The 16,576-nt window shown below is 42.7% G+C and carries 20 protein-coding genes; 5 read left to right on the top strand and 15 right to left on the bottom strand.

Annotated features, from left to right (window positions below):
- Positions 1 to 36: 36 nt before the first annotated feature.
- The 7 genes from hisD to hisG are packed head-to-tail and all read right to left on the bottom strand — an operon-like array spanning position 37 to position 6,935.
- A complete protein-coding gene (gene hisD, locus NH399_RS02165) occupies positions 37 to 1,239 on the bottom strand; it encodes a histidinol dehydrogenase (protein ID WP_253036772.1) in 1,203 nt (400 codons plus the stop codon).
- The gene (hisI, locus tag NH399_RS02160; protein WP_253036771.1) at positions 1,229 to 2,464 is read right to left on the bottom strand and encodes a phosphoribosyl-AMP cyclohydrolase; all 1,236 of its coding nucleotides are present in this window, start codon (positions 2,462 to 2,464) and stop codon (positions 1,229 to 1,231) included. The genes hisD and hisI overlap by 11 nt, the downstream gene beginning before the upstream one ends.
- Before the next feature lie 28 nt (positions 2,465 to 2,492).
- The gene (hisF, locus tag NH399_RS02155) at positions 2,493 to 3,251 is read right to left on the bottom strand and encodes an imidazole glycerol phosphate synthase subunit HisF (RefSeq protein WP_253036770.1); all 759 of its coding nucleotides are present in this window, start codon (positions 3,249 to 3,251) and stop codon (positions 2,493 to 2,495) included.
- Positions 3,248 to 3,838: an imidazole glycerol phosphate synthase subunit HisH gene (gene hisH, locus NH399_RS02150; RefSeq protein WP_253036769.1), complete on the bottom strand. Its 591-nt coding sequence runs from the start codon at positions 3,836 to 3,838 to the stop codon at positions 3,248 to 3,250. Before hisH ends, hisF begins: the two co-directional genes overlap by 4 nt.
- Positions 3,839 to 3,856: 18 nt before the next feature.
- Positions 3,857 to 4,429 carry an imidazoleglycerol-phosphate dehydratase HisB gene (hisB, locus tag NH399_RS02145; RefSeq protein ID WP_253036768.1) on the bottom strand — a complete coding sequence of 191 codons (573 nt, stop codon included), beginning with the start codon at positions 4,427 to 4,429 and terminating at the stop codon, positions 3,857 to 3,859.
- Positions 4,420 to 6,090 carry an aminotransferase class I/II-fold pyridoxal phosphate-dependent enzyme gene (locus NH399_RS02140; protein WP_253036767.1) on the bottom strand — a complete coding sequence of 557 codons (1,671 nt, stop codon included), beginning with the start codon at positions 6,088 to 6,090 and terminating at the stop codon, positions 4,420 to 4,422. Before NH399_RS02140 ends, hisB begins: the two co-directional genes overlap by 10 nt.
- A complete protein-coding gene (gene hisG, locus NH399_RS02135; protein WP_253036766.1) occupies positions 6,087 to 6,935 on the bottom strand; it encodes an ATP phosphoribosyltransferase in 849 nt (282 codons plus the stop codon). The genes NH399_RS02140 and hisG overlap by 4 nt, the downstream gene beginning before the upstream one ends.
- A 284-nt stretch (positions 6,936 to 7,219) precedes the next feature.
- On the opposite strand from hisG, the gene aroA reads away from it, so the two are divergent.
- Positions 7,220 to 8,488: a 3-phosphoshikimate 1-carboxyvinyltransferase gene (gene aroA / locus NH399_RS02130; protein ID WP_253036765.1), complete on the top strand. Its 1,269-nt coding sequence runs from the start codon at positions 7,220 to 7,222 to the stop codon at positions 8,486 to 8,488.
- 40 nt (positions 8,489 to 8,528) lie between these two features.
- Here aroA and NH399_RS02125 read toward each other — a convergent pair whose 3' ends face one another.
- Positions 8,529 to 9,014, bottom strand: a complete 486-nt coding sequence (locus NH399_RS02125) for a helix-turn-helix domain-containing protein (RefSeq protein WP_253036764.1) — start codon at positions 9,012 to 9,014, stop codon at positions 8,529 to 8,531.
- Between the two features lie 123 nt (positions 9,015 to 9,137).
- On the opposite strand from NH399_RS02125, the gene NH399_RS02120 reads away from it, so the two are divergent.
- The 4 genes from NH399_RS02120 to NH399_RS02105 all read left to right on the top strand — a co-directional run bounded on the left by NH399_RS02120 (position 9,138) and on the right by NH399_RS02105 (position 11,963).
- The gene (locus tag NH399_RS02120; RefSeq protein ID WP_253036763.1) at positions 9,138 to 9,428 is read left to right on the top strand and encodes a helix-turn-helix domain-containing protein; all 291 of its coding nucleotides are present in this window, start codon (positions 9,138 to 9,140) and stop codon (positions 9,426 to 9,428) included.
- A gap of 32 nt (positions 9,429 to 9,460) precedes the next feature.
- Positions 9,461 to 9,904, top strand: a complete 444-nt coding sequence (locus NH399_RS02115; protein ID WP_253036762.1) for a hypothetical protein — start codon at positions 9,461 to 9,463, stop codon at positions 9,902 to 9,904.
- 92 nt (positions 9,905 to 9,996) lie between these two features.
- Positions 9,997 to 11,079 carry a chorismate synthase gene (aroC, locus tag NH399_RS02110; RefSeq protein ID WP_253036761.1) on the top strand — a complete coding sequence of 361 codons (1,083 nt, stop codon included), beginning with the start codon at positions 9,997 to 9,999 and terminating at the stop codon, positions 11,077 to 11,079.
- 98 nt (positions 11,080 to 11,177) lie between these two features.
- Entirely contained in the window at positions 11,178 to 11,963 is a 786-nt protein-coding gene (locus tag NH399_RS02105; protein ID WP_253036760.1) for a hypothetical protein, read from the top strand.
- Positions 11,964 to 12,191: 228 nt separating this feature from the next.
- Here the strand turns inward: NH399_RS02105 and NH399_RS02100 are convergent, their stop codons facing one another.
- The 7 genes from NH399_RS02100 to arsC all read right to left on the bottom strand — a co-directional run bounded on the left by NH399_RS02100 (position 12,192) and on the right by arsC (position 16,539).
- Positions 12,192 to 13,145 (bottom strand): transposase, encoded by a 954-nt coding sequence (locus tag NH399_RS02100; RefSeq protein ID WP_253036759.1) that lies wholly within the window; start codon positions 13,143 to 13,145, stop codon positions 12,192 to 12,194.
- Positions 13,146 to 13,703: 558 nt separating this feature from the next.
- On the bottom strand, positions 13,704 to 14,147 hold the full coding sequence (gene aac(6'), locus NH399_RS02095; RefSeq protein ID WP_253036758.1) for an aminoglycoside 6'-N-acetyltransferase: 444 nt from the start codon (positions 14,145 to 14,147) through the stop codon (positions 13,704 to 13,706).
- A 30-nt stretch (positions 14,148 to 14,177) separates the two neighbouring features.
- Positions 14,178 to 14,516, bottom strand: coding sequence for a 5-carboxymethyl-2-hydroxymuconate Delta-isomerase (locus tag NH399_RS02090; RefSeq protein ID WP_253036757.1), 339 nt, complete (start codon positions 14,514 to 14,516; stop codon positions 14,178 to 14,180).
- A gap of 36 nt (positions 14,517 to 14,552) precedes the next feature.
- On the bottom strand, positions 14,553 to 15,173 hold the full coding sequence (locus tag NH399_RS02085; protein ID WP_253036756.1) for a carboxymuconolactone decarboxylase family protein: 621 nt from the start codon (positions 15,171 to 15,173) through the stop codon (positions 14,553 to 14,555).
- Positions 15,174 to 15,233: 60 nt separating this feature from the next.
- Positions 15,234 to 15,590, bottom strand: a complete 357-nt coding sequence (locus NH399_RS02080; RefSeq protein ID WP_253036755.1) for a DUF2069 domain-containing protein — start codon at positions 15,588 to 15,590, stop codon at positions 15,234 to 15,236.
- A 7-nt stretch (positions 15,591 to 15,597) separates the two neighbouring features.
- Positions 15,598 to 16,188, bottom strand: a complete 591-nt coding sequence (gene wrbA, locus NH399_RS02075; protein WP_253036754.1) for an NAD(P)H:quinone oxidoreductase — start codon at positions 16,186 to 16,188, stop codon at positions 15,598 to 15,600.
- A complete protein-coding gene (arsC, locus tag NH399_RS02070) occupies positions 16,189 to 16,539 on the bottom strand; it encodes an arsenate reductase (glutaredoxin) (protein WP_253036753.1) in 351 nt (116 codons plus the stop codon).
- Positions 16,540 to 16,576 lie beyond the last annotated feature (37 nt).

Genomic DNA, 16,576 nt, shown 5'->3' with positions numbered 1-16,576 from the left:
AGTTTTTCCTCGAAGCTCACCAATCGGTGAGCTTTACTATATTCTTATCTTTAAACTTTCGTAGTGAAATTTCAGTCCTTCTGCATCGGCAAGAGGCATGGCTATTTGTGATAATGCAACGCGACCATAGTCACTGATCTTTTGTATTGTTTGTATCTTCAAAAAAGTATGAACGCTTAACCCGCCCGTTTGTTTGGCCAGCCCCATCGTTGGTAAGGTATGGTTGGGGCCAGAACAGTAGTCTCCCAATGCTACTGCACTATTAGCTCCAATAAACAACGAGCCATAGTTTGTCAGTTGCTCGGGTGCTATGGTGCCATGACACAGCATTAAATGTTCTGGCGCGTAGTTTTGAGAGAATTCGATCATCGCGCCCAAAGAGTCTGCTTTAACCAACTGAATTTGTTGCTGCTCAATCAAACTTGAATAGTCTGCATTATCATTTAGTTGGGTTGCCATCTGTTCAAGCCATCTGTCGTCATCACTCACAATAATGGACTGTGCCATAGGATCATGTTCCGACTGTGCTAATGCATCGTGAGCAAGCCAGTCAATAGGTTGCGAGCCATCACACAAAGCCATGAGCTCGCTAGGACCAGCAACACCATCAATTTTAACTTGCGACTGTAGTTGAGACTTTGCTTCGTTAACCCACGCATTACCTGGGCCAACAATTAAATCAACGGGCTGTAAAGATTCGAAACCATAGGCCATTGCTGCAATGGCTTGCACACCACCAAGATGATAAAAGTCTGTTGCTCCCGCGAGTGATGCTGCCGCAAGTATGGCTGGATGCCTGGATGGTGAACAAGCGACTCTTCTGGAGCAGCCTGCCACTTTTGCCGGAATAAGCGTCATCAAGGCGCTGGAAATAAGTGGAAAGCGGCCGCCGGGGATATAAGCTCCAACAGACTTAATGGGATTGATTACTTGTTGATATTCGCCAAAGTCATCTTTGAAAGATTGTACCGTCAGGCTCTCTCTCTGAACTTGGGCAAAGCGTTCAATTCGTTGTGCTGCTTGTTGTATTGATTGCTTTAACTGATCACCTAGTTCGTATTCAGAAAATGGCTTTAGCTCGATTTTCTCTGGCACAAATTGATCAAAGTTTTGCGAGAGTTGACGGATACTTTTGTCACCACTCTTTTTTATTTGTGATAATAATTGGGTGACTTTGGCGGTTATCGTAGTGGAACTAATGGTCTTTGGGCGTCGCCACTCCGTTGTATTAACGATCATTGAAGCGACTCCTTAATTCGTTTTCTATATCACCAAGGCTTACTCCTTTGGCCTTGGCATTAACCAGTGCAAAGAACAAAAGATCAGCAGCTTCCCATCGAGTATCTTCAAAAGACTGAGCTTCGATCAATTCATTCGTCTCCTCAATTAACTTTTCTGCCTGCAGCTCTTTGGACTTAAAAAGTTTGGTCGTATAGGAGTTTTCTGGCAGCTTGTTAAGTCTCTCTGATAATAACTTATCAAGACGCTGCAAGGAAAAACGGCGTTGCTGGCTCGGAAAGCAACTGTAACGTTCGAAGTGACAAGCGTTATTTTTTTGCTTCACCAGAAATAATAGAGTATCGCCATCGCAGTCGATATCCACTTTAATTAGTTGCTGTTCGTTTCCGCTGGTTGCGCCTTTTTCCCATAAGTTTTGTCGACTGCGGCTATAGTAAACTCCACGTCGTCGAATGAGAGCCTGAGTCAAAGAGTCTCGATTAGAGTAGGCCATCATCAATACTTTACCCGTTTCAATATCTTGTACAACGGTGGGAATAAGAGACATTTTGTTAAAGTCTACCTGAGCCATAAAGCAGTCTTTTAGCTCAAGTTTACCTGAATAAATAGACATGCCAATTTGACCATTGGCACCTTGTTGATTTAACCACTCGATATCATCCAGTGTCGTAATGCCTCCAGCTAGAGTAACGGGGATGCTGGAACTCTTAATGATCTCTGCAGAGCGTTCTCTATCTAAGCCTTGGAGCATACCTTCTTTTTCCACCTGGGTATAAAGAAACTCCGAAGCATTTGGCGCTAACTCGGGTAGCAGCTCGATAACTTTCTTTGATTCTGTTTTTTGCCAACCTTGCGTTGACCAATAATCTCCACGAGCATCAATAGCGAAAATCAGGGCTTCCTTAGGAAGCTTTTTCACCCATGGTTCCTGGCATTTAGTTCCTATAATAATTTTTGTAGCGCCGGCTTTTATATAGGTTTGGGCTGTTTCCAGGTCGCGAATGCCGCCTCCGACACGACAGGGACGGCGTTTAAGCAGTTCAATAATCAGATCCTGATTAGAGCCTTTACCGAGAGCAGCATCGAGATCAATAATGGCAACTTCGCCAAATAAAGAGAAGGATTCTAGTAACCCGAAAACATCCTCTCTTTCGATCAGCTTCTTTTCACCTTGCTGTAACTGTACTGCTTTGCCATCCATAAGATCGATTGATGGAATTAACATGAAAATATCCTCAAAAATGTTTATATAGTCAGATGCGAACGTTAACGCCCTGGCTTTTTAAGTAACTCTTAATCTCTTGAATTTTGTAGTCGCCACTATGAAACATACCTGCCGCCAAGCAAGCGTCATAGCCAGCATTAAATGCGGTTAAAAAATCTTGTTCTGACTTTGCACCACCAGAAGCGATAACTTGAATATTCAAAGCGCTTATTTCATCTATCAAATCACAGTCAAAGCCACTGCCAGTGCCATCTTTATGCATGGCCGTGAGCAGAATTTCTCCCGCGCCGCGTTCGGCAACTTCGTGAGACCATTGAGTAAACTCTTTATCCGTTTTGGTTCGACCACCATGGCTATAAATTGCTCTTTGCTGTTGCTCCTGTTTTATATCTATCGCAACAACAATGCATTGGCTTCCGTAAGCATGTGCAACTTGGTCAATGATTTCTGGGCTATAAATAGCGGTGGTATTTAATGCAACTTTATCGGCTCCGGCATCTAGGAATGACTTAACATCCTCCAGCTTTTTTAGTCCTCCACCCACAGTAAAGGGAATAGATAGATGCTCAGCAATGCGCGTTACTGTTTTTAGTGCCGTAGGACGTTTTTCGTGGCTGGCAGAAATGTCTAAGAAAACCAATTCGTCAGCGCCTTGCTGTTCATATTCAATGGCCAGCTCAACGGGATCTCCCATGTCTCTAAGTTCAACAAATTGAGTGCCTTTGACAACTCGGCCATTATCGACGTCCAGGCAAGGAATAATGCGCGACATAAGTTCACTGCTCATGAGTTTTCCTTGAAATTGGTTATAAGGAGGGTTTTGAGAAGCTGCCTTCCGTACTGTCCTGATTTTTCGGGATGAAACTGAAGTCCAGTAATCGTTTTGTCGTTGACGGCGGCACAAAAGCTTTCGCCGTAGTGTGTTCGAGCGATACATTGCGATGCGTCTCTTATGGCGTAGCTATTCACAAAATAAGCAGCGCCTTCCGGTAATCTTGAGCTGGAAATATTGGCCCATCCTACCATTGGCTGTTTTGGAAAATTGAGTTTCTCAGCACGACCTTTAAACCAGCCTAACCCTTTAGTATTGTTATCTTCGGCACTGTCTTCGAAGAGTATTTGCATTCCCACACAGATGCCGACAACTTGTTTTTGCTCCTTACGCCATTGATCTAAAAAGGGCAGCCAGTTATTACTTTCTAGCGTTTGCATCACAGTCCCAAAACGACCTTGCCCAGGAATGACAAGTTGGCTGCCTTTAACTTCACTGGGGGTATTGGCTATCACGACATCAAAGCCAATTGCTTTTAAAGCCGCAGAGAGGCTGAACAAGTTTCCTGCCTCTGTGTTAAGGATGGTAATAAACTTTGTCATGGTTACTTTCTTACTCTTTTAAAGCTGTCCTTTGGTCGTTGAACTACCCGAGTCTTCGGTGAGTGCTTCGCGTAGCGCATAAGCCAGTGCTTTGAAACATCCCTCAATCAAATGATGATTGTTACGGAAGTACATGGGCTTGATATGCAAAGTAATACCTGCGTGTGTCGCAAGTGTCTGAAAAAAGTGTTCAAACATTTCGCTACTCACACCACCAATGTTTTCGCGGGTGAAGTCTAGCTCGCCCACATACCAAGGACGACCAGAGACATCGACGGCGCATAAAATGAGAGCTTCGTCCATTGGTAGCAAACGCTGGCCATAACGTTTAAATGAAGTCAGGTTTCGCCAACTTTGCTGGAGCGCCTGACCTAAACAGATGGCAATGTCTTCTACTGTGTGGTGATCATCAACGTGTAGATCGCCCTCTACCTGAATATCCATATCCCAGCGGGCATGTGTAGCAAGTTGATCCAGCATGTGATCTAAAAAACCAATACCGGATTGACTGTTAACTTTTTGACTACCTGCAATATTCAGTGTTAATCGAATGTTGGTTTCTTTGGTTGCGCGTTCAATGGTTACTGACATAGCCAATCCTCCAGTTCATTGATAGAGTCCAGTACAATGTCTGCTCCCGCTGAATACAAGGCTTTAGTGTTGTTGCGATTGATGCCAATGGCTAAGCTATTGGAGTTCAAGGCTGCCTGAATATCATCCGGTGTATCACCAATCATCCAGCTTTGCGTCGTGCCATATTGTTGTTGGAGTTTTTTTATTCCCTCGGGGGATGGTTTGCATTGCTCAACGTCATCAGTGCTAATGAGAGGTACACAAGGCATATTAATCAAGGTAAGTCCTTGCTCCGCCTCATCTCTAGGTCGACCCGTAACAACAGAGAAAGTGAATGAATTTTCTTTACAGAACCTTTGTGTCAATGATGTTGAAATAAGAGGTTTCTCTGATAGGCAAAAGCCGTCTGAGTCTTTTCCTTTATAAAAAGACTGGAATATTTCGGTTACTTTTTCCAAAGATGCGTTGCTACCATTTTGCTTAACTAACGCTTGTGCCAGTACCCAGTCATTGTTGAAACCACCTTGGCTGCGTAATGAGCGTATCGCTTCATCGTCAACCGTTTTTTTAGTGATTTCGGTTACGGTGGCTTTTATCGATGCGTCGTAACTTTCTTGAGTATCGATCAAAACTCCATCCATGTCACAACAAATTAGAGAAGGGTTTAGAGCTTGAGTTAAAACCGTTATCAGTCTGTCTAAGCTGGCTGGAATGGTGATTCTTAAACACCCGGACAGATAGGTTTCTCGAAATGAACGCAGGCTGATATTTTGTCGCTTAGCAAAGGATGTTACAGCGAGGGCCTGTTTGGGAGGCAGTCTCAGAGTAATAAAGTTTGCAGAGGAATCAAGGTATGGAACCTGATTGTCATCTAACCAGTCGCAAAGTTGCTTTCTATTTTCTATGATGCGTTTAACATAGTTGCGAACATCTTGTTGTGCTTCTGACTCAAAGGCTTGCTGAGCGATGGCAATCGAAGGTGTTGGAATATTAAAAGGAATACTCCGTTGCTTAAATGCACTGATCCATTTAGCTTGCCCCATTAGATAGCCTAGTCGAATACCTGCCAGGCCATAGGCTTTGGATAATGTTCGCAAGATAACAAGGTTATCGTACTTGTTAACCAGTTCTATAGTCGATTTATCGTTATCGCCACTAAACTCTATGTAAGCTTCGTCGAGAAAGATCAAAGAGTTATTTTCTTGCGCTAGCTCTAGATAGGTTTGTAGTTGACTCGCACTGATAAATTCTCCCGTTGGATTATTTGGACGCGTTAATATAAGAACGGCATTTGGAGTTTGTTCCAAAGCACTTTTAATCGCAATATCATCAATACTTAAGTCAGAGCGGGGAGCTATTAGTTGAGTGTCGATATTCCAGCTACTGATACCCCAGGTGTATTGAGAAAACGCAGGAAGCGGCAAGATAAGTCGCGAGGTTTCGCGAATAATGCGCATCAACAAGTTGATAGCCTCATCGCCACCATTACTACAGAATACTTGCTCGCTAGTAAGACCATAGAAACTGGCAATGCTTTGCTCCAGTGGAGCGCGATCGGGATAACGTGAGAAATCTTTGCTCTGTTCTAATGAGCTCAGCCAGCTAACAGGCGCATCGGTACGTTCGTTAAAGTCCAACTTTAACGGTATCGCCGTATTTGTTTGAGTTGACTGGCTCATAGTGCTTTCCTGATGGGGGTTTCTAAGATATCACTGGCACCTGCCGCTAATAGTTTGGGAATTAGTGACTGAGTCAGACTTTTTTCTACAGCGGCTTTCACCGCAAATCCTTCTTCGTTATAGAGGCGGCTAACGGTTGGAGAACGCATGGCTGGTAGCAGAGCGACGATGGTTTCTATTTGATCATTACCGCAATTCATTTCGAGCAAAACCCGGTTGCGACCATTCAGTACCGCCTGCATCAGAGTATTGAGATCTTCGATGGTTTGGCGTTTACCTGGATCGTCTAATACCGATTTGTTGGCAATAAACTGGGTGGAGCTTTCCATGACGGTATCGACAATTTTTAATCGATTGGCTCGAATGGTTGTGCCAGTGCTCGTATTGTCGATGATCATATCGGCGTCTTCTGGCGGGAATACTTCTGTTGCTCCATAAGAACGTAACAGCTGATAATTGAATCTTTCTCTGTCTAGATACTCGGCAGCGATCCGTTTGTACTCAGATGCGACTATCACTTTGCGTTGTCGCACTTCCTCCCAATCCCAATCTTCAGGGATACAGGCGACGATTTTGACAGGATCGAATCCCAGGTTGCGCAAAATTTCAACTTCACTACGGCGTTCTTGAATCCAGTCGAGGCCTGCGAAGCCAATATCATGTTGGCCTAATTCAACCAGAGATGGAATATTTTGGCTTTTCAGTAGCTTGACTTCCAAGTCAAAGCCTTTTACGACAGGGCGGTAGTTACGCTCGTCGCCGATCAGTTGTATACCCACATCATTGAGCAAAGCGAGCACCTTTTTGCTAATGCGGCCTTTAGGGAGAACCAGTTTTAAAGTCATATTCCAAATCCTATATAAAGAAAAAGCCCCGGTTACTTTTGTAAACGGGGCTTTGCTGTTACCTTATGGGTTTCTTAATAGCAAAAAGCACCGTCACCTGAAGTGGTGATGATGATGCCATTTGTGTGTGAAGAAAATATAAGTATTCATAGGTTGTATAATTGCTTTTGTTGGGCGGCTTGTCAACGATTTAGTGTAAAAAGCTTTAAAATAGCGCAATATTTAATATTTTCTTCATGTTTGAGTTCGTTTTTGTGTAAGTTGTATAGACAAAAAGGTTGGTTATGAAGCGCAAGATTATCCCTGCTGGCCAGTTAAATGCTGATGTTTCTTTAGCGGGTAGCAAATACACTGCAAATCGATTAGTGATTATGGCGGCTTTAACAAAAGAGCCCGTTGAGCTAAATAATGTGGTGTCGAATGATGATATCAATACAGCTATCGAAGGACTCAACGCTTTGGGGTATTCACTAAAGCGAGAGGGTGATCGGGTTGTTTCTAAAGAAGTACTCAGTAATTCAAGTGATCCGGTTAATGTTTATACCGCGCACAGTGGAACCTTCTCTCGATTTGTTACTGCCGTTGCAGCATTACAGTCAAAGGATATTACTATTACTGGCAGCAATAAGATGAACTCGCGTCCGATGATCGAGTTGTTTTCGGCACTTAGGCAGCTTGGCGTGTCTGTTTCTAGCGAGTCTGATACTTTGCCTGCTGTGATCAAAGGGCCAATTCAGCAAGCCCAATGTGATATAGACGCCAGTCGTAGTAGTCAATATGTTAGTGCACTTTTGTTGGCGGCTCCTGCATCTGAACATTCTCTCGATATTCGTCTTGTCGGTAAGCAGGTCTCCCAACAATATATTGAGATGACGACAGCATTGATGAAAGAGTGGGGGGTTGAGGTTGAGCATCTATCCGATAATCATTATCGAGTACCCGCTGGGCAAATGTATAAAGGTGGCAGTTATACCATTGCGCCAGATCCTGTGAGCAGTTCTTATTTCATGGGAGCGGCAGCTATTAATGGTGGTAGTGTTACTTTACAACATTTTGATTTTGATTCATTACAAGGCGAAGCAGGTTTTTATAAAGTATTAGAGCAAATGGGATGCGACATTATACGGCGTGGTAATAGTTTAGAGGTTCGTCGCGAAAAATCACTTAAAGGCTTAGAGATTGATATGGGTGAAATGCCTGACGTCGTACAAACGTTAGCAGCTGTTGCTTGCTTTAGTGAAGGCACTACGGTAATGAAAAACATCGCCCACCTTGCTTATAAAGAATCTAATCGAATTGCTGATACTGCCACTGAGCTTAAGAAAACAGGAATTCATGTCGACTTTGGTGCTGACTATCTTGCCGTTACTGGCGGGCAAGCTCGCGGAGCTTTGCTTGAGACTTATGATGACCACCGTATGGCGATGAGCTTAGGATTACTTGGTGGGAGGGTCGAAGGCATTATGATTAATGAGGCAGAAGTTGTCGCCAAGTCTTTTCCTGACTATTGGGATAAGCTGAACTTTATTGGGATTAAAAGTGAGGTTTGTTAGCGACAAAAATTGACTGGCCTTGCGAAAATTAAAGCTGAGGTCAGTCGTTGTTCTTCTTTAATTGGGCTCGACTTTCTGCTGATGGTGATAGGCTTAAAACACGTATGATTTTGACTAGCCACTCATCACCTAAGTTAAACTGAGTGTCGAGCATAAACATAAGATCAAATTCTTCTGCAGTTAGATTAAGATCATACTCTTTAGCCAATCTTTTAATATTCCCTAACCGTTTTTCAACATGATAAACACCATCTTGTTCTTGTGTGCTGTAGGGAGTGTTTTGGTATAGATGATTTTTGGCATGACCGCGATTTAGAAACATCCAGTCTAAAGAATAATTGTGATTATGGGCCCACCCAATTAGCTGTTTATAGGGTACCGAGTTTCGAGCCTTCCATGTATTAGGCGTGTATTGACTCATACCTAATGCTTCGGCGAGTTCTTTGTCGTTGCTATAACCTGCCTGTTTTTTGATCCGCTCGAGCATTTTTTTGGTATCAGTTTGATCACCAAAATCACTTGACATGGGCTTCCTCAAGGTTAAAACTTTATAGTCAAATTGACATATTCAATTGGGCTAATTGAATTATTTTTACCGCAACATTGCCGCACAATATGCCGCAACGTTTGGAGGAGTATAACATACGTTATGAACTATGAAAAAATTAAATCCTTGCTAAGAAAAAACGGATTTAGCATTTCGATCATTGCCGATGCAGCGAATGTTTCTAACTCGCATTGCATTCGAGTTCTGAAAGGAGAGCGCACTAGCCCAAGGGTTGCCGCTTATTTATCCGAAGCCCTGCAACTTCCTGTGCATGAGATTTTCCCTGATCACTCGGCCTATCAACAGCCTTCTGCAGAGGCTTCGATGAAGCAAGAGAAGATTAAATTACTAAGGCAAGCAGTGAGTAAGAACTTGTCTGATAGCGATAACTAGGTAAGTCAAAATGACTTTGTTGATGTGCTCTTATGAGTGAGTTTTCTATGTCTCATGCAGCCGATGTTTTAAATCGAATCTTAGTAATCAAAAAGTTGGATCCTCGCCAATTGAGTGATGAACTCAACTGCTCCCGGCAATTGATCACCAAAATGTTTGAAACTGGCGATATTGACTACAACGTTGTATGTCACTGGGCCTTTAATAATCGTGTGAGTATGGATTCTTTGCTTTCTGGTGAAGAATCGGAACTGGAATATCTAAGACGTCTTTCAGAGTTAGTTGGGGTTCTTTACCCTACATTGACCTTCATCAAAAAGAGAGAATCGTTGCCTGTTAATTCGTTGATAGAGCAAATTGATTGCGCTCTGAATAAGCTTGGCTACACTCGAGCTCATCCTGTACTGGGGCATCGAGTTCGGCCTGAGGTTTTAGAGCAGTGCCGGTACACCCAATTGGATTTCAAAAAGCTGTAGGGTAAGCAACTGATAGCACCAACAATTATTTTCCAAGAGGAGGGCAGCCTGCTATGCTGCAACCATCGAAGAATCAGTATTATGAGTAAAGTATGGCAGGGGATAGTTTTGGTCAACGCTTTCGAGTGACTAACTGGGGAGAGTCGCACGGCAAAGCAATTGGATGTGTGGTCGAAGGGTGTCCGGCTGGGCTTGAGCTAAGTGTTGATGATATTCAACCTGCACTTGATCGTCGTCGCCCAGGACAAAGTAAAATTGTGACTCAGAGGAAGGAGGCCGATAGCGTTAATATTCTTTCTGGCATTGTTGATGGAAAAACAACAGGTACGCCGATCAGCTTGCTGATCGAAAATCAGGATCAGCGCTCAAAAGATTACTCCGAAATGGCGCAGTTATACCGCCCCAGCCATGCCGACTATACCTATCAGCAGAAATATGGCATTAGGGATGTGGCCGGTGGTGGACGTAGCTCCGCGCGTGTGACAGCACCAACGGTTGCGGCTGGTGCCATTGCGCAAAAACTACTGAGTGAAAGCTTGGGCGTATCCATTGTTGCCTATGTAAAGTCTGTGGGTGAATTAACCGCTGATATTACACCAGAAACGGTATCTTCTGAGCAGGTTGAGGCAAATATGATTCGTTGCCCCGATTCTGCGATGGCCGAAAAAATGATCACTAAAGTGGAGCAGGTCCGTAAGCAAGGTGATTCCATTGGTGGTGTGGTTGAGTGTGTGGTTCATAATGTGCCTGTCGGATTAGGAGAACCTATTTTTGATAAGCTTGAAGCCGATTTAGCCAAAGCCATGTTGAGCATTAATGCGAGTAAAGGGGTTGAAGTAGGCTCTGGTTTTGATGGAACTAAAATGACAGGTTCAGCACACAACGATATTTTTTACAACAATGATGGAAGTGTGGCTACTCGAACCAACTACTCTGGTGGTATTCAAGGTGGGATCAGTAACGGTATGCCGATTATCTTTCGTACTGCTTTCAAGCCCACGGCAACGATTATTAAAGATCAAGAGACCGTCAATCTGGAAGGTGAGGAAGTGACTTTTAAAGCGCGTGGTCGCCATGATCCCTGTGTATTACCAAGAGCGGTTCCGATTGTTGAAGCTATGGCAGCTCTTGTTCTTTGTGATCATTGGTTACGTCATCAGCTGACATCTCTATAGGGGGTAGAGTAATCTCTACGCCTTTTCTCTTACCCTATCTTGAACTTTACCTACTTTTCTTAGTCTGAGCCTTGCATTCACAACCATAATTGATGTCAATGGCTCTCGAATTTCAGCTGCACCATTCTAAAAAGTCGACTTATTTTCTGGCGTTGGGCCTATTGGTTTCAATCGTTGCTCATGGATTGTTGATTGTACTTTGGCCATCAATAAAAAATGCTCGAGCACTTACAGTTAAAACCGTGCCAGAAAGTTCAAAAATCAATGTGGTTGTTCAGCCTGAAATACCTAATCGTGAGACATTGGAGCCTCAAAAAAGCGTTGAGCCAGAGCCCCAGAAAAAAGAAATAGATCTCCCCAAACCTAAATCACAAACTGAGCTGAAGCCTAAAGAGGCGATTGCTGCCAAATCGAAAGTTAAGTCAGAGACACTATCCACAAAAATTAAATCTTCCGTAACGAAGACAGAATCTCCTAAAGATGAGAGCAAAAAGACTTTAAATTTAACCTATTCAGACTCATGGCCACCAATTGAGCAACAAACGACAAAAGATGCTAAAGAACTAATGACCTTTGATTCTTCCATCAGTGAAAAACTTGTTCAGGCAATTAAAGAACAAGAACGAATCGATCTGCTGGATCAAAAAGCTCTTGCGCGTGAAAAAGACAAATACTTCGAGTCGCGAGCGCTAGGTGGTATGAAACAAGTTCAAATAAAAGGAAAGTGTTTTGCGATGGAAGAAGAGGGGCATATTAATAAAGTCGACTTCGCACCTTCATTGATGCTGGCCAAAAGCGGCTGCGACCGAAAAAAGAAAATTGAGTTTAAAACTCGAACGATGGCCAGCGAATATTACGATGAAGAAAAAAACAAAAAGCGCTAGCAGACACCCCGCTCATCACTTAAGTATATTGATAGACACTCTGTTCTCAAAGTAATAAAACGAAGATATTCATAGTTTCTTGGTGAAAGCGAGATTATTGACTCTTTGAGTTGATACTTCAAAAGAGGTTTTTATGGTGGACCGGATATTGAGAAGTTGGTTTCAATATTTTCTCTGGATGATAAAGCGCCTTTCGCATAGGCGAAATAAGAACTTCTTTGTACTAACTCAGGAATAAAGCTGCTTAGCCGAACTGATGCCGTGTAAACAACGTCGATAAAGCTTCTTGGCTCGTTGTCGAATCAGTTCAACAGGGCCTATGACTCGACAGTAACGGCTTTCTAAGGATTGAAGTTGTGTTAACCAATGGTTGCTCTGTAGATTGAGACGTTCAAGCACAGATTGGGCTTCTTTAGGTATGGAGGCTTTGTTGGGATGAACAATCGCTTTGCCTGCCCATTCAACCAGATTGATGTAGTCTCTGTTTGATATATTCTGAGTAATTTGTTTTACAGAGCCTGAAACAGGGAGCAGTGTTTTTACGAGCGATTTGTCATCGGTAATGTTCTGGAGTCGCTGCTTGATGGATGTATGGTGGGACTCTTCTAGCTTTTGAGTGATTTTCGCTCTGACGGGATTCAGGTCCACATAGGCCATACAGGAGAGTACGGCTCCTTCATCCAATAGGGCTTGAGAGATATAGCGAGACTGCCAGAACTTGCCATTGCAGTCATCTTCTTGATTACTGAGCTTAGCTAAGGGTTCATTCAATCGGCTCATAAACCAGGAGAGGGAGCCGAGTCGTTGTCGATAGAGGGCGAGTGTTTCAGGTGAGTTCAAGATAGCCTCCTTTCGAAGGGCTCTTTTTATATCAGTTTTGCTAGGATAAATAGCAAGCCAACGCTCTGCGACCTCATCATTACTCCATTGTAGTGGTGCCAATGGGTCTAGATGCAACACAATATGATAATGATTACTCATGACGGTATAAGCATAGATATCAATGGAGAAGAGGGTGCTTAGCTCCTGTATTCTTCTCTCAATCCAGTCTTTACGATGAGAATAGTCTTTGCCAGTTTCTTCATTTACCCCACAAAGAAAGGCTCTTCGAACACAACGAGTGGTGCAGTGATAAAATCCGGGCGAGTGGGAATCCACCAGTTCTTTTCTGGCAATGGTCATCCATGACCTCCTTTGTTCTTATAAAAGTCAGCAACATAGTGTCGAACCGAGTATCTTGAAACCAGAGGAGAATAACTACTGATGATGTGAGAGGTTTCCTAATCTGTATTAGGTAAAGTGCTATAGTCGGAGTGTCTGTAGAGAGGTTTATTTTTGAAAGATATATTTAATTAGCCACGTCACCATTATTGTGGTTACGGCAAAAAGTGTGTGCAGTATAGGCCATAAATAGATATGCATGTGCCCTGCTGTGCTGGGATTTGAAGCTCCTTTAATTACATAAAGACTATATGCAATTAATCCTACCAATGATACGAGTGAATAGGGAATAACTGACCATAAAATGGAGTCTTTTTCTTTCCTTTTTCCTGTCCATATCAAGGATATCAAAAAGGGTATTGCTGTTAGTAGTGCTATGGCTGTAGCCGACGAAAAACTGATTGATCGTGTGGATGTTTGATATTCTTGATTGGCATTTACGATAGCGAGAGTCATGCAAATGAAACAAGATATGATTAACATTGTGACTAGGTTGTTTTTCATCATTAGACCAAAGCACTAAAACTCTTTTATAAAACAAACGATCCGTTCGACTTCATCAAAGCCTAGCTTTTTGTGCATTCGAATGCTATTTTGATTAATCAGTTCGGTATCGCTTGCGAGTTGGTTGAATCCCTGCGACTTAGCCCACTGTTCAGCATGTTTCATCAGGGCTGTTCCGATTCCTTGGCTTCGGTAATTTTCTTCTACGTACCAAGCTTCTACATAAGGTACTTTAGGTTGTCGGCTACCTTCAACATAGTTTCTAATGTTTAATTCCATAAATCCGATGATTTCGCCTTGTTCGGATTCAACCAAAACAATTTCTACAATGTCGATAGAATTGCCGGAGAAATATTCTTTTAGCTCTTTTAAGTGCGTATTAATACTATCTGGCCAAAGTTTGTTTCTCAGTTCTGCCCAGATTTTTATATCATTTTCTTTGGCTTTTCTAAGCTTCATAACGGGTATTTATTCCATGCTGATGAACAATCACTCTGTTGTAATTTTTGAGTAACTTGCACGGTCGATATCTATCACTTCGACACTGATTGAGCATGGATTAAGTGTAGCTAACTTTACATGCTCAAGCACTGTTTGAGACAAGTGAAGTTTTTGTTCTTCGGTTCGCCCAGATAATATTTTCAGAGTTATATGAATAAAGTCAGAGACTTGATTACCCACTTGATAGTGGTCATAAGGAATGACTCGGACTTTGATGTCTTTACCACTCATATCAAATAACTCGGATTTTAATGTGCTTTCATAAACCAAAGGCATAAGCTCTTCGCCTTTGATAGTGTTGGAATGCTCAATAATACAGTGAGGCATAAGACGTTCCTTGATAGGTTACACAAATAGAAATAACTAAGTTTTGTTCTCAACCGTCTGATGAGACCAATCGTCAGGACTATCAGAGTTAGGTGATAAGCCTAAAATATCACCTTCTAACGATACGCCTAACCCTAAAACCGTTCTATTTGCATAGTTAAAATAAGCAGTGACCTGATTTATTTCTAAAATTTCTCCGTCACTAAACCCAAGCTCTCGACAAGTTTCTATGTCTAACGAGCTGATTTCGCTTGGCATAATTGTCAGCTTACGTGCATACATCAATCCTTGTTGCTGCTTGGGAGTTAAAGGTTCTATCAGTTGATCGGATTCTAAGTTTTTTCTGATGAGATGAGCCTCTGCATTGTTGTTCATTTGACGTAGTAAACCTGCAAAGTGATGCTCAACACAATATTCGCATTGATTGAGCAAGCTAACATAAACACCGATGATCTCTAGGTAGGCTTTATCGAGTTTGTTACCACTGTGGTGTAAGACATTTTTGTACAGTGACATGTGTCCTTCAAGGGAATGGGGACGCAAAGATTGGGCAACTAGAATGTTGTCGACATTATTATTGGGACCTTTAACACGCTCATAGATTTTTTTGAGCTTACCTGTTGCATCTTGATATTGAATGGTATTGATAAACGCCATGGTTATCTCCGTCTGTTTTTTATTGTTTTGACGAGACAACCACACAATGTCGCGTCGATATTAGGAACGTTTTTCTAGCCTGATGGTGATGATTGAAGTGGTAAAGAAAGTCATCACCAGTATGAGCTCTAAAGTTGCCAACCAAAACTCATCGGGCTCACTCATCATGTACATAATGGCATGAGAAAAATAAATCATATTAAGAAACTGCGCCCAGGCGTAAGTATAGAGTTTCTTTTGAATCATGCCGGGCATGGGAAACAGCAAAGGTATTATCCACACCGCGGCAACAAAATAAGGATTAATGTTTTCTGCTGGATGCAAAAATACTAGCCATAAAATTAACAATGCCAACAGAGCAAAGTAGCTGGCCTGAGTGATGCGATGAAACAGATTTATTTTTTGTTGTTTATTCATTCTATGGTTACTGCTTTAAACGAGTTGCCAGCTCGGCCAGTCGTTGACCTTGTGCTTTACAAAGTCGTTTTTCTTCTTCACTTAACGGCTGAGCGCTATCTGCTCCAGCAACGTGCGTTGCACCGTAAGGCGTGCCGCCAGTTTGAGTATGGATCAGATCCGTTTCGGAGTAGGGTAAACCGCACAACACCATGCCATGATGTAACAGCGGGATCATCATGCTCATCAGAGTTGTTTCTTGGCCGCCATGCATTGAGCTACTGGAGCTAAATACGCAGGCTGGTTTTCCAGCGAGTTTTCCGGTCATCCAGATTTCGGAAGTTTGATCGATAAAATACTTTAATGGTGCTGCCATGTTGCCAAACCGAGTGGGGCTGCCTAAAGCCAGACCATCACACTGTTTGAGTTCATCCAAGGTGACATAAATATCACCATCGTCTGGAATGTCTGACGAGGTTTGTTGATTGGTTGGTGAAACTCGAGGAACAGTACGTAGCAAAACTTCTGCTCCGGCAGCTTCGGCACCACGAGCAATCAAGCGCGCCATGTGTTTGGTCGCGCCAGATTGCGAGTAATAGAGCACCAGAATTTGAGCCACTTAGATTAACTCCAATACGTTTTCTGGTGGACGACCTACCGCTGCTTTGTCAGCAGAAAATACAACCGGGCGCTCAATCACTTTTGGGTAAGCAACCATAAGTTTGATCTGCTCGTCAGTCGATAAAGCATCGTTATCTAATCCGGCTTCTTTATATTCTGCTTCTTTTTTGCGCATCAATTGTTGAGGTTCAAAACCCAATAACTTCAGAACTTTTTTCAACTCGCTGGCGCTAGGGGGATTTTTAAGATATTCAACAATCTTAGGTTCAACGCCATTTTCTTTTAACAACTCAAGAGTTTGACGCGACTTAGAGCAGCGCGGGTTGTGATAAATAGTGTATTCTGACATAGTGCTACCTTCGTTTTCAGATTTATCTCGACATCGT

Source organism: Pleionea sp. CnH1-48 (genome assembly GCF_024124665.1).
GTDB lineage: Bacteria > Pseudomonadota > Gammaproteobacteria > Enterobacterales > Kangiellaceae > JAMXSB01.
The sequence above is the reverse complement of the archived record's forward strand: the minus strand, read 5'-3'. Positions and strand labels throughout refer to the sequence as shown.

What these genes read in the sequence shown, in the direction of transcription:
- arsC (WP_253036753.1), bottom strand. Translation starts at nt 16,539, where the DNA reads ATGTCAGAATACACTATTTATCACAACCCGCGCTGCTCTAAGTCGCGT.
- hisD (WP_253036772.1), bottom strand. Translation starts at nt 1,239, where the DNA reads ATGATCGTTAATACAACGGAGTGGCGACGCCCAAAGACCATTAGTTCC.
- hisG (WP_253036766.1), bottom strand. Translation starts at nt 6,935, where the DNA reads ATGACTTTAAAACTGGTTCTCCCTAAAGGCCGCATTAGCAAAAAGGTG.
- NH399_RS02105 (WP_253036760.1), top strand. Translation starts at nt 11,178, where the DNA reads ATGGCTCTCGAATTTCAGCTGCACCATTCTAAAAAGTCGACTTATTTT.
- NH399_RS02115 (WP_253036762.1), top strand. Translation starts at nt 9,461, where the DNA reads ATGAGTGAGTTTTCTATGTCTCATGCAGCCGATGTTTTAAATCGAATC.
- NH399_RS02090 (WP_253036757.1), bottom strand. Translation starts at nt 14,516, where the DNA reads ATGCCTCACTGTATTATTGAGCATTCCAACACTATCAAAGGCGAAGAG.
- NH399_RS02085 (WP_253036756.1), bottom strand. Translation starts at nt 15,173, where the DNA reads ATGGCGTTTATCAATACCATTCAATATCAAGATGCAACAGGTAAGCTC.
- NH399_RS02100 (WP_253036759.1), bottom strand. Translation starts at nt 13,145, where the DNA reads ATGACCATTGCCAGAAAAGAACTGGTGGATTCCCACTCGCCCGGATTT.
- hisH (WP_253036769.1), bottom strand. Translation starts at nt 3,838, where the DNA reads ATGACAAAGTTTATTACCATCCTTAACACAGAGGCAGGAAACTTGTTC.
- hisI (WP_253036771.1), bottom strand. Translation starts at nt 2,464, where the DNA reads ATGTTAATTCCATCAATCGATCTTATGGATGGCAAAGCAGTACAGTTA.
- aroA (WP_253036765.1), top strand. Translation starts at nt 7,220, where the DNA reads ATGAAGCGCAAGATTATCCCTGCTGGCCAGTTAAATGCTGATGTTTCT.
- hisF (WP_253036770.1), bottom strand. Translation starts at nt 3,251, where the DNA reads ATGAGCAGTGAACTTATGTCGCGCATTATTCCTTGCCTGGACGTCGAT.
- NH399_RS02080 (WP_253036755.1), bottom strand. Translation starts at nt 15,590, where the DNA reads ATGAATAAACAACAAAAAATAAATCTGTTTCATCGCATCACTCAGGCC.
- aroC (WP_253036761.1), top strand. Translation starts at nt 9,997, where the DNA reads ATGGCAGGGGATAGTTTTGGTCAACGCTTTCGAGTGACTAACTGGGGA.
- NH399_RS02125 (WP_253036764.1), bottom strand. Translation starts at nt 9,014, where the DNA reads ATGTCAAGTGATTTTGGTGATCAAACTGATACCAAAAAAATGCTCGAG.
- hisB (WP_253036768.1), bottom strand. Translation starts at nt 4,429, where the DNA reads ATGTCAGTAACCATTGAACGCGCAACCAAAGAAACCAACATTCGATTA.
- NH399_RS02140 (WP_253036767.1), bottom strand. Translation starts at nt 6,090, where the DNA reads ATGAGCCAGTCAACTCAAACAAATACGGCGATACCGTTAAAGTTGGAC.
- NH399_RS02120 (WP_253036763.1), top strand. Translation starts at nt 9,138, where the DNA reads ATGAACTATGAAAAAATTAAATCCTTGCTAAGAAAAAACGGATTTAGC.